Annotated in this window: 10 protein-coding genes; 4 read left to right on the forward strand and 6 right to left on the reverse strand. The window is 54.2% G+C overall.

Annotated features, from left to right (window positions below; genetic code table 11):
- Positions 1-80: 80 nt before the first annotated feature.
- Positions 81-713, reverse strand: a complete 633-nt coding sequence (locus tag RC85_RS08100; protein ID WP_149752754.1) for a hypothetical protein — start codon at positions 711-713, stop codon at positions 81-83.
- A gap of 245 nt (positions 714-958) precedes the next feature.
- Here RC85_RS08100 and RC85_RS08105 point away from each other — a divergent pair, with 245 nt between their 5' ends.
- Positions 959-1,435 (forward strand): hypothetical protein, encoded by a 477-nt coding sequence (locus RC85_RS08105; protein WP_238383107.1) that lies wholly within the window; start codon positions 959-961, stop codon positions 1,433-1,435.
- A gap of 379 nt (positions 1,436-1,814) precedes the next feature.
- Here RC85_RS08105 and RC85_RS08110 read toward each other — a convergent pair whose 3' ends face one another.
- Both RC85_RS08110 and RC85_RS08115 read right to left on the reverse strand, forming a co-directional pair.
- Positions 1,815-2,630: a sugar phosphate isomerase/epimerase family protein gene (locus tag RC85_RS08110; protein ID WP_068260966.1), complete on the reverse strand. Its 816-nt coding sequence runs from the start codon at positions 2,628-2,630 to the stop codon at positions 1,815-1,817.
- Positions 2,631-2,836: 206 nt separating this feature from the next.
- Positions 2,837-7,030, reverse strand: coding sequence for a hypothetical protein (locus RC85_RS08115; protein WP_149752753.1), 4,194 nt, complete (start codon positions 7,028-7,030; stop codon positions 2,837-2,839).
- Between RC85_RS08115 and RC85_RS26700 the strand changes: the two genes are divergently transcribed.
- Positions 7,015-7,404: a hypothetical protein gene (locus tag RC85_RS26700; protein WP_157593897.1), complete on the forward strand. Its 390-nt coding sequence runs from the start codon at positions 7,015-7,017 to the stop codon at positions 7,402-7,404. The genes RC85_RS08115 and RC85_RS26700 overlap by 16 nt on opposite strands.
- 5 nt (positions 7,405-7,409) lie before the next feature.
- On the opposite strand, the gene ettA is transcribed toward RC85_RS26700, so the two are convergent.
- The 3 genes from ettA to guaA all read right to left on the reverse strand — a co-directional run bounded on the left by ettA (position 7,410) and on the right by guaA (position 11,406).
- Complete coding sequence (ettA, locus tag RC85_RS08125) at positions 7,410-9,095, reverse strand: energy-dependent translational throttle protein EttA (protein WP_068260942.1); 1,686 nt, start codon at positions 9,093-9,095, stop codon at positions 7,410-7,412.
- Positions 9,096-9,135: 40 nt separating this feature from the next.
- Positions 9,136-9,708, reverse strand: coding sequence for a Uma2 family endonuclease (locus RC85_RS08130; RefSeq protein ID WP_084422473.1), 573 nt, complete (start codon positions 9,706-9,708; stop codon positions 9,136-9,138).
- Between the two features lie 90 nt (positions 9,709-9,798).
- Entirely contained in the window at positions 9,799-11,406 is a 1,608-nt protein-coding gene (gene guaA, locus RC85_RS08135) for a glutamine-hydrolyzing GMP synthase (protein WP_068260944.1), read from the reverse strand.
- Positions 11,407-11,532: 126 nt separating this feature from the next.
- On the opposite strand from guaA, the gene surE reads away from it, so the two are divergent.
- Complete coding sequence (surE, locus tag RC85_RS08140) at positions 11,533-12,333, forward strand: 5'/3'-nucleotidase SurE (protein WP_068260945.1); 801 nt, start codon at positions 11,533-11,535, stop codon at positions 12,331-12,333.
- A gap of 604 nt (positions 12,334-12,937) precedes the next feature.
- Positions 12,938-14,989 carry a transketolase gene (gene tkt, locus RC85_RS08150; protein WP_084422474.1) on the forward strand — a complete coding sequence of 684 codons (2,052 nt, stop codon included), beginning with the start codon at positions 12,938-12,940 and terminating at the stop codon, positions 14,987-14,989.
- Positions 14,990-15,182 lie beyond the last annotated feature (193 nt).

The raw sequence follows: 15,182 nt of genomic DNA on the forward strand, positions 1-15,182 counted from the left end.
GGGATCAGCTACGTTTAAACGACCTCTAAGAATCCCGGCGGGGATTGTCTTTCACGAGGATGCTAAGCGACCCATCGTATTCAAGGTGCGATCTCTTTCAATGCTTTTGCGATTTCACTGTCTTCGGGGATTTTTCGGCGGCCATGGGCGGTCAGGCGATCGAGTTCGCGATAGCGGATCGATGCTAGATCAGACACCTTGGCAAATTGGTTTTGCACATACTGGTCCACTTGATTTTGAACCCAGCGGGCGGTGACGGATTCGTCATCATCCACCGATCTTTCGATAAGCGTTTCTTGCCGAACGAGTTCCTGAAAGCGAACGGCCAATCGAGGATCGGCCGACAAACGCAGATGATCAAGTTCGTGCAGCACCAATGGATTTTTCCAAAAACCATCTGAATCAGGACGTTCTAAAAACCAGATTTCGTGAGTCGTTTTTAGCTGAACCGATCGAAAGCGAAGTCGAATTTGGCAGATCCGATTCGATGTGGTCTGACGAACGGTCCATCTTGGGTTGCTGCGATAGCGATGCACCATTCGATACGTCGTTTCCGCCATCATCCCTGCATTGGAAGGCTGTCGGCCACCAAATGAAATTTTCAAACCACCTGCGTCGATCCAATGCTTAATCGATTCCGGCGGTTCCGGTAGTTCGTCCAAGTGAATCATTTGCGGTCCATCTGCCGGTGTTTCTTCGGAAAGACACGTCAAGCAACAACCAAATTGCCAGCAAAATAGGATCGCCAACCAGTAGTGGCGCTTGAGCCCAAGAAACTCAGACGATTGAAATGTTTGGCCTTTACACCTAGCCCAAAAAAACAGTAACGGAGGAGTAACGTCTTTCGTTTTAAAGAGAGATAGTCGTGGGTGGGTAGACAGAAGAGAAGCGAAAATTTTTCTGCACCTTACGAATAAAGGAAGCGGCGATGGGATTTCCTCTGCCTACCAATCTTACGTTGACGAAGGCCGTTGTGGCACTCGTGATGGTTGCCAGTTTTCAACTATTGGCAACGTCTTCCAATTTCTGCATCGCTGGCGGCGGCCGAACCGTTGTTCAAGATCAAGATTCCGAGAACGCATCAACGACCGCGATTCAGCTTGGTGAAAAGATTGAATACGTCGATCTCATTGAACTGAATCACTTTATTGACGATCAGGGACGCCAGGTTTTTCGACAGTTGGTGTTCTACGATTGGTCGGACCTCGACAAGCGATTCCAAGTTCGAGCGTGGCGACTGATCAAAAACGACCGGCAACTTCCTCGTCGTTTTTGGACACCCAAACGGTACGAATGTCACTGGCACGATGACGGCCAACGCAGGACCGTCTCAGCAAAACAATTGCGAGAAACCTGGACTCAGCAAGACCCGGAAAGGGTGAACCGAAAGTTCTTACCCGAAGATCAACGGGTACCGCTTTTCGCAAAAGACTAAAGCAGTTTAGGACCGTCGGAACAATAAATGGCGTAGCTAAACTCGCCAAGAGTTTCGGCAGCTCGACAAACCGAAAGTCTTGGCGACTTTCGCTACCAATTTTCCAGCCACTAATTGTTCCGACGGTCCTTATTCCCAACCCGAACGCTTAAGCGAGGGATCTTGCTTGACCTGGAAATCCCTCGCTTACGCGTTCGGGTTGGGATTTTGTGGGATCCAGTCGGCTGAAACTGTTTCTTGACAATTTCTTAACGTAGGCCGGAACAAGCGCAGCGAAGTTCCGGCAATTGCATTGAAAGGTGTTGGATTGCCGGAACTGCGCTTCGCTTGTTCCGGCCTACATCAGTTCTGCAAATGCTCTGGCATTCCACAATGGTTTTTAGCTTCTGACGGTGCCGGTCATGCGGTCAAAGAAGATGCGTGCGTGTTCAAGCACGTCGTCGTAACCGACGTTCTCGACATCTTCGCCAATCAATTCGATTTCCATTGGTCCGCTGTACCCGGAATCGATCAAGCAGTCAAAGATTTTTTGGTTGGCGATGCAACCGTCGCCAAGCAAGCAGCGGTTCATTTCGCCGACTGGGCTGTGGCGACCATCGCCAAATTGAACCAGACGCAGGTATGGCACCACATCGGGCAACCACGCCAATGTGTCTTCATCCATGCCGACATGATAAGTGTCTAACGTCATGCCCAAGTTTGGGTGCCCGACGGTTTCAATGATATCCAGCGCCGCTTGCAAATCATTGATGAACGACCACTCGTCGCCGCAACCGGGATGAATCGGTTCGAGCGAAAGTTGGACACCGAAACTTTCGGCCGCAAGCGAAATTTCTAGCAGTGCATCACACAACGTTCGACGTGCGTGCGATCGGATATGATTGTTGCGCCCGCCAGCAAGCACGATCAGGGTTTCCGCACGCAAGTTGGCCGCTTCGCGAACTGCTCCGATCGCATCGTTGACCGCGTCTAATACAGGACGCCCGTCGCTGCCAGTGAAACCGCCGGCCCATGATAGCGACGTTACCGCCAGCGAAGTTTCCGCGAGAAGTTCGATGGTTTGATCGAGACCGTAGTCGGCAAGTTTGGGACGATAAATTCCGATGCCATCAAAACCATGTGCGGCATAGGCGGCTGCGTCGGTCGCCATGTCCCATCGCAAGGTTGATAATTGGCTGATCGACAGCGTGTTCATCCGTGGGCCTGATCGATTCATACCGCTCGTAACATTTTGCGAAAAAAAGTTGCGTATCAAACTGCAATGCAACGACATCCTGTTGCTGCAATGCGTTTTGTGTCGGCGGAAGTATCGGTGTGAAACGGCTTGTTGTAAAGATCGCTTTGCAAACAAAAATCAAGGCCTTGCTGTCAAACAAAATCTGCCGTTTTTATCACGCGATGCTATTGCATGTGAGGCAATCTTCTGCCTTGATTTCTTGCCGTCTTGAGATGTGCTTCTAAGTCGCTGGCTGATAGCGGCACGATCGGAATCGTGATCAAAAACTGCGGGTCAATTTCGCTGCTCGCCCGTCGTTTGGTCAACTGTTCGACTTCTTCTTCCAGCGAATCCAACCAAGCTGGCACGTCAAGTCCAACGCCGGTTGGGTTGCGAGTTAGCAACGCGGATTCTTGTTCGAGTAATTCAAAAGCACGACTCGGTTGGTTCGCTTCGGCGTCACGCATCGCTGGCCCAATGAGTGCTCGCATGCGATCGACGGTCATGGGTTGAATAAAGCTTTCGTTGATGCGATCAGCGACCGTTGGCATCCGCATCGCATAGGTCTGTTGCAATTGTTTTAATTTCTGGGCATAGATTTCTGCTTCCGCACCAATGCGTTGGTGCAAGCTGCGACGCCACATCATTGCGGGTCCATCGAGTCCGCATCGCACCAAGACCTCGTGAGCCCACATCACGGGTCTTAAATTCCAGGCGATTCGTTCGTAACGAACTCGCAGTCGCAGGAAATCTAAAAACATGTAAACCAGGTCACCGCGATCGCTTTGCGTGGTCGTGCTGTTGTAATCAAGGTATTCCGCATGATGATCAATCATCGCTTCGTAAACCAACGTGATCCAACGTTCCGCCTTTGCAATCGAGAGTTTTCCAGATTCGATATCCGCAAACAATCGAGTCTGGGTAAAGTGCTCGTCCTCCGCTGCAACGGCTCGCTCTATCCACGGCCCCACCCCTTGATGTAGGATCGCGCGAACGTTGCCCAGTTGCAAAAAAGTTTGCGTGAAGATCGGGTCGCCGTAGGTCTTGATAAATTCGACCATCTGTTTCCACTTGGCCGGATCGGTGACCATTTCGAGTGGCGACAGACGCAGGGTTTGGCTATGGGCGAGCCAGCTAGCCAGCATGGTTTCGGTTAAGCGTTCCAGCAAGCCGATCATCGTTGCGGCGTTCTTCTTGTCAGCAAGATCGATGTTGTTTTCGGACTCTTCCTGTGCGTCGATTTTCACTTGATCGTCATCTTGGCCGACAATTCGATGCGAGTGGCGTGACGATTCGACGATGGACGCGACCAGTGATCGGAAACCCGCCTGGAACATGCCATCAAATTCGGTGACCGCGCCGATCCCGATGGGATTGGTCTGTTCCATTTGCCGAGCCGTTTCAATCAATCGACATGCTTCGGCGATCAAGCCACGACGTGGCAACCAATGCAGAAGGTGGCGCAGGACTCGTTGTCGCAAACGGGCAACGTAAATTTTGACTGGATCGCCACCGCGTGACAGCGGGATGTAAAGCAGGCTCTTGTTTTGGATTGCGTCCAGGAATTGCGGGAACTGTTTCTTGGCGGTTTCCACGTCGTTCGCGATCAATGCAGCAAACATGCAGATCGCACCGGCGTCGTCTTCGGCCAATTCCATGGTCACGTCATCATCAATGCCGTCGCTCGAACACGCGTTCTCTCGATCGGACAGCGAAAGCATGACGCCGCTGATCAAACGCCGCGCGTCCGACATCTCCACCGCCGTATTGATGATTCGTTCCATCAACGAATCACGGATGACGCGAAGCCGGTCGTAGCTTCGCATCGAATCCTTGTCGCTGCCGGCTGGCGCGATCTTGTAACTGCGAACGGCATCAAGAAGTTCCAGCAAGCCGATGCGATTTTCGCGAGCCCGTTGGGACCAGCTTTGCAGCGATTGCCAGCGATCATCCAGGTCGTCGCAATTGGTGTCCGTCACCGCAATGTCGGCTGCCACCGCCCACATGCGTGCCAGCGATTGTAGGAAATTCAGATGGTCAATCAAACGTTTGGATTCGGCTTCCAATTCATCGCCACCCGCTTCGGCATCGGGATCGTAGATTGCACCTTCGTTGCCATCATCGGTGGTGTCGCGGTACGTCATGCCTTCGTAGGCGGCACCATACAAATCGTCTTCGTCGGACGAATCGTCGTCCAGTTCGCCGTTGGCGGCCGATAGCTCGCGATCCCAATCGCGTTTGTTTCCCGGGCCTTGGGCGAGCAAGAACTGGGGGGCTGACCAGAATTCTTCGGCGTTGGCTTCCAGGTAATCAAAGAACTTTCTAGCCAGTGGCCAAACATCGCGAGTGTCACTCTGGTTGACCTGATCGATCGAGGGTTCACCGTAGGCGGGTTTGTCCTCCGTTGAACTGCGTAGTTTTAGTAACCAGCGTTCGGAAAGACGCGGCAATGAGCTTTCCCCTGACCGCAGCCCGACTCGATCGGCGTTGCTTAGCCAGTGGACCAGGATTGCCATTGATGGAACGAAGTCTTCCCGTTCCAGCAGTGCTGAAATTACTAACGCGTACGCTCTTGGCGAATCAAACAGGTCAGCGTGGGGAGCCCAAAACTTGACATTGCCAGCTTCGGCACCGCCTTGATGCCAGAGCTGAAGTGCCCGTGCGACCAGCTTGGCCGATTCAAACGACTCTTCGGGGTCGGCGGCTTCGATCGCTTCAACGGTATGGGCTGCGAATTGCCGCCACCAATTTGCAACTTCGTCGTAGCATGCTTCCATCTGTTGATAGATCTGGTGCTGGTTCTGCGCCGCCGCTTCGCTCCACACCCGCGCGATGTAGCCGAACATTTGCTCGATCAGGTAAACCAGGTCATCAACACGGCTGTCATGGACACCACTTTCGGGTCCCGGGTACAGGCTAAAATTCCCGCCGCTGCCAAGAATGTCCCAGGGATCAACGACGGCTCCGCACTGGATCGCTCGCTTTAGCATGTCAAAGGCGTCGGCGGGAACCTTGCTGGCCTCTTGCAGGTTGCCTTCGCGAAGACGACGCAGTCCGGTCGTCATGATGCAATCGATGCGGCACACCATCCGCGCCGATGCTGCTGGTACGGTGTCCAATTGCTTTGCGGCGGCTTCGGCGTAGCCCATTCGAGCGTAAAGCCGCGCCAGTTGCACGTGTTGCAATTGGTCGGCACGACGATTGGCAAGTGCGGCGTTGAGGAATTGTCGAATCGCACCAAAGGGCTGATGACGAAGTCGGCTTTCGGCCAGCAAGCGTTTGCCATGCTCGCCGCCGATCGCCTGCATCCGATCGTCGTAAAACGCGTCGCGATACTGGGCGATCGGTTTCATCAATGAACCCAGCGTCACGGTGCTGGTGTAGGCACCTGGCCCCCAACCGCTGATTCCCGACGCCATCAAAATCGTGCCAGCCAAAACGTTGGCTGATTCAATCATCAATTCGTCGCGGTCATGTTCGTCGTCTTCGTTGACTCGCTTTAAAAGAGCATCCAGCGTGACCGTGCGAACGATGAACCGATTGAAGTACCCGTCGCTGCTAATGCTGCCTTCGTCCCAGCCGCCAAAGTGGTAATTGGGACGCCGATTGACGGGATGATCAAAATCATACGCCCGCGGATCGAGCGCCAATTCCTTCATTTGGTTCGGATCAAATGCAGCCGATCGCAAGACATCGGGTGCGGTGTCGCGAAGCACTTCGATGGTCAGTGAAATGATTTCGTGGTACGGCCCCGCCGAAACTCCCGCACCGTCGATGTACAACGACACCGGACACACATATTCGTGTCGGTAAGGTTCGCAGCGACGGTTTTCCAGCATCGCTACTGGCCGATAACCCACGAAGTCGTCGATGCGGTCGATGGCTAGTTGGATGATCTTCTTTTCGTCGAGTCCGTTTGCAGTGCCAATCGAAAGCAACGCATCGGCTGCCTTTGCCATGACGAAACCGTTGAACACCAATTCAGGTTCTTGGTGAAACAAAAGGTCGCGATGAAAGTCCAGGTAAGCCGGCAGCAATTCGCTCCACAGCAACCGGATAATTCGTTCGGCTTGCGCGGTGTCGGCGAACGCGGTCCCGACTTTTGGATCGGATGACAAATCGTCCAGCGTCCATCGGACCCAATCGTTGACCACCAACCACGCTGGCATTCCGGTTAGCGGATCGCCTTCGGTTGCGACCGCGTAGACCTGGTTCCACGCGGCGAGAGTCTGCGAATCGATGCAGCCGACCGTCGTTCGATCACCTTGCGAGCCAGCACCATGGGTACCTGCACCTTGGGTGCCTGACGAGAAATTCAAGTACCCCGCCAAGCGGCGCAGCATTTCTCGGATCGATTCCGGTGGTGTGGTGGGTTGCATGGTGGGGACACACGAAGTGGGGACGCGACCGCGTCGTTTACTTCTTGCCTTTCTTCTTCTTTTTGGAAGCCTTGGCTTTGGTGGGCTTCGCCTTTGCAGCGTTCGCTTTCGCGGGCGTCTTCTTTGCAGCAGGCTTCTTTGCAGCAGTTTTCTTCTTCACGGCAGCTTTTGTTTTGGCAGCAGCTTTTTTCTTGCTGGGTGCCTTTACCTTTGCTGCCGTTTTTTTCTTCGCAGATTTCTTTTTTGTAGGCTTCTTTTTCGCAGACTTCTTCTTCGCTGCTTTTCCAAAGGCAGCTTCCCAGCCGCTGGAGTACTGCTGGTTGGTTCCTACTCTGATGACTGCCATACCTTCGCATTCTTCCTTGTTTGAATGATTGATCTATCCGGCGTGGATACTTTTGTAGCGTGCTTTCTGGAGTGCGGATTCGTCTTCTGAATCCAAGCCCATCCGCTCGCGAAGCCCTCGTTCGTAAGTGTCGAAGTTGCCTTCGCACCACGTCAGCTTTCCATCGCCCTCGAACGCTAAGATATGCGTTGCCAGCCGATCCAGGAACCAGCGGTCGTGAGACGTCACGACGATGCAACCGGCAAAGTTGGCAATCGCTTCTTCGAGTGCTCGCAGCGTGTCCACATCCAAGTCATTGGTTGGTTCGTCCAACAGCAACACATTGCATCCACGCCGAAGCAATTTCGCCAAGTGAACTCGGTTTCGTTCACCACCGGACAACGTGCCAACTTTCTTTTCTTGATCGGGGCCTTTGAAATTGAACTTCGACACGTACGAACGAGCGTTGACCGGGCGACCGTCCAGGTTGATCGTTTCGGTTCCGCCACTGATTTCCTGGAACACCGTCTTGTCAGCTTCCAGCGAATCGCGGCTCTGGTCAACGTACCCCAGGTCAACCGTGTCACCGATTCGGATTGAACCGCTATCGGGGCTGTCTTGCCCGGTTAGCATTCGGAACAGCGTTGTTTTGCCAGCCCCGTTGGGCCCGATCACGCCAACAATTCCGCCCGCGGGCAAGCGGAATGAAAGGTCATCCATCAAAACCTTTTCGCCAAACGCTTTGTTGATTCCATTGGCTTCGATCACCAGGTCGCCGAGGTGGCGTCCCGATGGAATGCGAATTTCTAATTCATCCATCGATACGTTGCTTTGTTCGGCCGCCATTTGCTCGTAAGCACTGATCCGAGCTTTGCTTTTGGCCTGGCGAGCCTTGGGGCTCATGCGAATCCATTCCAATTCACGAGCAAGCGATTTTTCTTTCGCCTTTTGTTGGCGTTGTTCGATCGCCATCCGCTTGGCACGAGCATCCAACCACGCGGTGTAGTTACCCTCGAACGGGATTCCCTGCCCGCGATCGATTTCCAAAATCCACTGGGCGACGTTGTCCAAGAAGTAACGATCGTGAGTCACCGCGACCACGGTGCCGGCGTATCTAGCTAGGTGTTGTTCCAGCCAAGAAACCGATTCGGCGTCCAAGTGGTTGGTTGGTTCGTCAAGCAACAGCAAGTCAGGTTGGCGAATCAGCAACTGGCAAAGCGCGATGCGACGCTTTTCACCACCGGACAAAGTCTTAACGCTGGCGTCGCCGGGCGGCAGATTCATGACGGCCATCGACATTTCGACTTGGCGATCGAGTTCCCACAAATTGGCCGCGTCGATCGTGTCCTGCAGCGTTGCCATTTCATCGCAAAGCTTCTGCATTTCTTTGTCGTCAGTGACGTCGCCAAGCATTGCACCGATTTCGTTGAACCGATCCAAGATCGCTTGTCGTTCAGTGACAGCGATTTGAACGTTCTCGAAAACGGTCTTGGTTTCATCGAGCGGCGGTTCCTGTTCCAGGTAGCCAACGGTGAATCCTTTGCCCAGCCGCGCGGTGCCCTCGAATTCAGTGTCCTGCCCCGCCATGATTCGCATCAGCGTTGACTTGCCCGCGCCGTTGGGGCCTAGCACGCCGATTTTGGCACCTGGATAGAACGCCAAGTTGACTTCTTCGAGAACCTTTTTCTGGCCGTGCTTCTTGGTCAGGTTTTCGACTTGGTAAATGTAGTGTCGTGACATAGTGGAATTGGTTTTATGCGTTGAGTATTAGGTATCAGGTTTATGCAAAGATTTCGCGGACGGTCAGGGCGAAGTCTTTGTGCAGTTCAGGGATAGTCAGCGATTCGTCTTCGGTGAATGTGATGTCGCTTTTGTCGCTTCGGAAGAGTCGTGCAGTTTGTCGTGCAGTTTGCTGTTCTGGGTCGATGATGCAGACAACTTCGACGTCTGCGCCCAAGTATTCGCCAATTTTGATCAGTGTTGTCGCCCAGCGATCGGTCTTGGACAAGACTTCAAAGACGATGTTGGGTGTCGTATCAAAGTATTCATCCGGCAACGGGCCTTTGGGCACGCGAGTGAAACTGTAAAACGCAATGTCGGGTCCGCGAACCGTGTCGGGTGACCGCTGAACGATGATTCCCGAATCGTTGCAGACGGCGCGACCGCAGTCATGTTTTTTGCAATAATTTCGGATGATCGATCCGAGCTCTAAACATATTTCTCCGTATCTTGGTGATGGGCGATTCATTTCAGCGACTTCTCCTTTGACCAGCTCGCAGTACTCCGGCAGCGATTCGCAAACGCGAAACTGCTCAGCCGTCATTAGCCTGGATTTGTCAGCAACGTTGGGCATAGGATTAGCTTTTAGCGGTTGGTTCTGGGATTAAGTTCATTTCATGATTTGAAAAGCTAATAGCTAACGGCTAAAAGCTAATAGCTTTCCCTATTCCCATTCGATCGTGGCAGGCGGTTTGCTGCTGATGTCGTAACAGACTCGGTTGACGCCTTTGACTTCGTTGATGATTCGCGAACTCATCCGACCCAACAATTCGTACGGCAGGTGCGACCAATCGGCGGTCATAAAATCGGACGTATCAACGCTGCGAATTGCGATCGCGTTTTCGTAAGTTCGAGCGTCGCCCATCACGCCAACACTTTGCACGGGCAAAAGAACAGCGAACGATTGACTGGTTTCGCGGTACAGGCCTGCCTTTTCGATTTCTTCGACCACGATCGCATCGGCTTGACGCAGCACAACCAATTTGTCGCGAGTAACTTCGCCTAGGCAACGCACCGCCAAGCCCGGGCCGGGGAACGGATGTCGCCACACCAATGATTCAGGCAACCCAAGTTCCAACCCTAATCGGCGAACTTCGTCCTTGAACAAATCACGCAGCGGTTCGATTAATTCAAAACCAAGTTCCTCTGGCAAACCGCCCACGTTGTGATGCAGTTTGATCGTCGCGGCGGGGCCGTCTGGATCGGCACCACTTTCGATCACGTCGGGGTAAAGGGTTCCCTGAGCCAAGAAATGCGCGTCGTCAATTTTTTCTGCTTCGGCTTTGAAACAATCGATGAAGTCGTGGCCGATGCGTCTACGTTTTTCTTGCGGTTCGGTGACGCCGGCCAGCGATGCCAGGAATCGATCTTCGGCATCGACGACATGCAAGTCTGCCTTGAAGTGATTGCTGAACTCGTCGATTACGAGCTGTTGTTCGTTCTTACGTAGCAACCCGTTGTCGATCAGGATGCACGAAAGTTGTGGACCGATCGCTTTGTATAAAAGTGCTGCGACGACCGATGAATCAACGCCACCGGACAAGCCGCAGATCACACCACGGTCGCCGACTTGTTCGCGGACTGATTGAATGACTGCGTCGGCAAAGTCACCGAGCTTCCAAGTCGGTTCGCACTCGCAAACGCCGATGACGAAATTTTCCAGCAGCTTGCCACCGAGCGGCGTGTGCGTGACTTCGGGGTGGAACTGAATTCCAAAGACTGGCAGGTCGCGGTGACGGATTGCGGCGTGCGGGCACGTTGGCGTCGCCGCCAGAGTCTCAAACGCATCGGCAACGGATGAAATTTGATCGCCGTGGCTCATCCAGACATCGATTTCGGCGGGCATGTCTGCGAAGAGTTCGCCTGAATTGGACACGGCACAAGCGGCGCGTCCGTATTCGCGCGAGGTGGTGTTGGCGACTTCGCCGCCCAACGCCGCGCAGGCCAATTGCATTCCGTAGCAAATTCCCAGAACTGGAATTCCTAGCTTGAACAATTCTGGATCGCAACGCGGCGCGCCGTCTTCATAAACGCTCGCTGGACCGCCGGACAGGATGATGCCTTTGGGGTTCAGTTCGGCAATTCGATCAGCCGTGATGTCGTGTCGCAAAATCTGGCAGTACACGCTCTGGTCACGGACTCGCCTGGCGATCAATTGAGCGTACTGCGATCCGAAATCCAGCACCACGATTCGCTGCGCTGTTAGTGGATCGGTCGCTCCATCAAGCAGCGGCGTATTTGCCGAAGCGGTGTCGGATGGGGACTGGCTCATACGTTGATCTCGCTGCGTTGTTGCTGCTGGGAGTCGCGGAATCGAATCACGAAGTGTAGAAAATGGCGGTGACTTGATGAAGGGGCACGCGCGGCCGGTTGAGCTAAAGACACGAAAGAAAATGAAATGCGAATCTTATTGACCAATGATGATGGCGTCTTTGCACCGGGGCTGGCCGCACTTTATGAGCAACTGTGCAACCTTGGCGACGTCGTGGTGGCGGCTCCGACGACCGAACAGAGCGGTGTCGGGCATTCGATCACCTATTTGACGCCGCTGACATGCAAGTCGATCCACCGCAGCGGGAAAAACGGTGCGGTCAAATATGGTGCTGGGAAACACTGGGCTTGGGCCGTCGATGGGTCGCCAGCGGACTGTGTGAAGTTGTCGATCGCCGAATTGTTTCGCGATTCACCCGTCGATTTGGTGGTCAGCGGCATCAACAGCGGCTTGAACGCGGGAATCAACGTGCTGTACAGCGGCACCGTCGCGGCGGCGATCGAAGGAGCATTTTTTGGCGTCACCAGCGTCGCGGTTTCGCTGGAATACGACGAAGACGCCGACTACGATTCCGCTGCTGCCATCGCCGCGCGTGTCGTCGCTGGAATCGCGGCCAAGCCTGAATCGGCGGGGAAATTATTCAATCTGAACATTCCAACCGTGGCCGCTGCCAAGCAAGCCGCCGGTGATTCTCCGCCAGTGAAGATCGTCCCCATGGGCTTAACCCAGTACGGTCGCAGTTACGAAAAACGCGCCGATCCAAACGGGCGAAATTACTACTGGGCAATCTGGTCCGAACCACCCCAACCGCCACCCGAAGCCGCCGACATCGTGCAATTGCGTGAAGGCAACGTCACGCTGACACCGCTGCAATTTGACCTCACGAATCGAGCGATGTTGGATCAGATGGGGGATTGGACGCTTTGAAATTGCGAATGGTTTAAAAGTGTTTTTAAATAACTCCCATGTTTGGAGGTATTTGTCGCCGGGGGCCGGTCAGGCTGACGCTGAGAAGCAAGCCTAAACTGTTAAGCCGCGTGGGCATCACCTGGGCTGATGAAAATGCGGTGGGTGATGTTTTTCGCGAACCATTCGAACATTGCAAATTGCAAGATGAACATTGCAAATTGAAAATTCTTGGGAAGCGGTATTTGCTGGTCAATTTACATTTTTCAGTGTTCATTTTGCAACTTGCAATCAACACCGAGGCCGGTCAGCCACAACCCCCCAGAGCCGTCCAACTTTCCTCCGCGCTAACGTTTTCGTCAGCCCAGGCATCACCCCGCGCGTGTTTCGTCCCCGAACGCGCGGGGCGATGCCTGGCGTGATGAAAATGTGTCGTTGTCAACTTGTCACGACCCTTGAAAGTAGGCCGTAGCGAGCCATAGCGAGTTACGGCGGTGCGCAAATTGCCGTAACTCGCTAAGGCTCGCTACGGCCTACTCGCTACTCGCTACGGCCTACCAATCGGGGAAACATGGCATTACGATTTAGCTGAAAGCATCCATTCAAAAATGAGCCCGAGGAAAACATCGATATGACCGCACTTTCCACCGACATCGAAAACTTGGCCGTCGATACCATCCGAGCCCTCAGCATGGACGGTGTGCAGACGGCCAATAGCGGTCACCCGGGCACGCCGATGGCTTTGGCACCGATCGCTTACCAATTGTTCAACCACGCGATGAACTACGACCCCGATCAGCCCAATTGGCCCGGTCGCGATCGGTTTATTCTGTCCTGCGGTCACGCATCGATGCTGCTTTACAGCACGCTGCACTTGGCGGGCGTCAAAGCAACCGACAAATCGGGCAAGCCAACGGCGGACTTGGCGATCCCGATGGAACACATCAAAAACTTCCGCCAAATCGGCAGCGTTTGTGCCGGTCACCCCGAATTCGGCGAAGCCGCTGGCATCGAAACCACCACCGGGCCGCTGGGGGCTGGGGTCAGCAATAGCGTCGGCATGGCGATGGCTCAGAAATGGCTTGCCGAAAACTACAACACCGACGACGCAAAACTGTTCGACTACAACATCTACACGATTTGCAGCGACGGCGACTTGATGGAAGGCATCGCGACCGAAGCCGCTTCGGTCGCCGGTCACTTGGGACTGGACAATCTGGTCTGGTTCTATGACGACAACAACATCACGATCGAAGGCGATACCGATCTGGCGTTCAGCGAAGACGTCGGGATGAAGTTCAAAGGACTCGGTTGGAACGTCATCGATGTCGCCGACGCCAACGACCGCGCCGCATTGGCCAAAGCGATCGAGGGTTTCCACGCCTGCAGCGGCAAGCCCACCATCGTGATCGTCAAGTCAATCATCGGTTACGGAGCCCCCAATAAGCAGAACACTCATGGTGCCCACGGCGCACCGCTTGGCTGGGACGAAGTCGAATTGGCCAAGAAGTATTACGGACTGCCGCCAGAAGAAAAGTTCTTCGTCCCCGAAGGCGTTCGCGAGCATTTTGCGGCCAATTTGGGTGCTCGCGGTGCCGAAGGCTACGCTGCGTGGATGAAGGTCTGGGAAAAGTACCAGGCTGATCATCCTGAAAAAGCTGCCGAACTGCAGTGCATTTTTGATGGCGAATTGCCAGCGGGCTGGGACAAAGACATCCCCGTTTTTGAAGCCGACGAAAAAGGCGATGCGACTCGCAACAGTAGCGGAAAAGTTCTCAACGCGATCGCCAAGAACGTCCCCTTCATGATTGGTGGCTCGGCCGACTTGGCTCCGAGCAATAAATCAGACTTGAAGTTCGACGGTGCTGGTCAGTTTTTGCCTGGGCAGTTGGGCGGACGAAACCTGCACTTTGGAATTCGCGAACACGCGATGGCGGGAATCGCCAACGGCATCTCGTTGTCGGGATTGCGGTCTTACGCAGCGACCTTCTTTGTGTTTACCGATTACATGCGAGGCGCGATGCGGTTGTCGTGCATCATGCATCAACCGGTGACCTACATCCTGACTCATGATTCGATCGGCGTCGGCGAAGACGGACCGACTCACCAACCCGTCGAACACCTAACCGCATGCCGTGCGATCCCCGGTTTGTACGTTTTCCGTCCCGGTGACGCCAACGAAGTTGCCGAGTGTTATCGCAAGGCGATGACGTCCACTCGAAATCCGTCGGCATTCGTATTGTCGCGTCAAAACATGCCGACGCTGTGCCGGACCAAGTACGCATCGGCGGCCGGTTGTGCCAAGGGCGGTTACGTGTTGAAGGATTGCGACGGGACGCCCGACGTGATCTTGATGGGCAGCGGCAGTGAATTGAATTACGCCGTCACCGCTGGCGAAACTTTGGAAGCCGAAGGCAAGAAGGTCCGCGTGGTCAGCATGCCGTGCATGGACATCTTCGGCGACCAAGACCAGGCCTACATCGACGAAGTCCTGCCACCATCAGTGACCAATCGCGTCGCGATCGAAGCTGGATTGCGAATGAGCTGGGATCGTTGGATTGGCAGCCATGGCAAGTTCGTCGGCATGACCAGCTACGGTGCCAGCGGCCCTTACGACAAGGTCTACGAGCACTTTGGCATCAACGCCGACGCCGTCGTGAAGGCAGCGAAGGCATAGGTTTTTTGTCGTAGTCGTAGGCCGTAGCGAGTGGAGCGAGTTACGGCGGAGGGCTGGGCTGACGAAAATGTTTGCGTGGAGGGAAACTGGACGACTTTGGGGGTTTGTGGCTGACCGGCCTCGGTGTTGATTGCAAATTGCAAATTGCAAAATGAACACTGGAAAATGTAAATTGACCAGCAAATACCGCTTC

It is taken from the genome of Rubripirellula obstinata (assembly GCF_001642955.1).
GTDB classification, from domain to species: domain Bacteria; phylum Planctomycetota; class Planctomycetia; order Pirellulales; family Pirellulaceae; genus Rubripirellula; species Rubripirellula obstinata.

What these genes read in the sequence shown, in the direction of transcription:
- guaA (WP_068260944.1), bottom strand. Translation starts at nt 11,406, where the DNA reads ATGAGCCAGTCCCCATCCGACACCGCTTCGGCAAATACGCCGCTGCTT.
- RC85_RS08110 (WP_068260966.1), bottom strand. Translation starts at nt 2,630, where the DNA reads ATGAACACGCTGTCGATCAGCCAATTATCAACCTTGCGATGGGACATG.
- ettA (WP_068260942.1), bottom strand. Translation starts at nt 9,095, where the DNA reads ATGTCACGACACTACATTTACCAAGTCGAAAACCTGACCAAGAAGCAC.
- RC85_RS08115 (WP_149752753.1), bottom strand. Translation starts at nt 7,030, where the DNA reads ATGCAACCCACCACACCACCGGAATCGATCCGAGAAATGCTGCGCCGC.
- surE (WP_068260945.1), top strand. Translation starts at nt 11,533, where the DNA reads ATGCGAATCTTATTGACCAATGATGATGGCGTCTTTGCACCGGGGCTG.
- RC85_RS08130 (WP_084422473.1), bottom strand. Translation starts at nt 9,708, where the DNA reads ATGCCCAACGTTGCTGACAAATCCAGGCTAATGACGGCTGAGCAGTTT.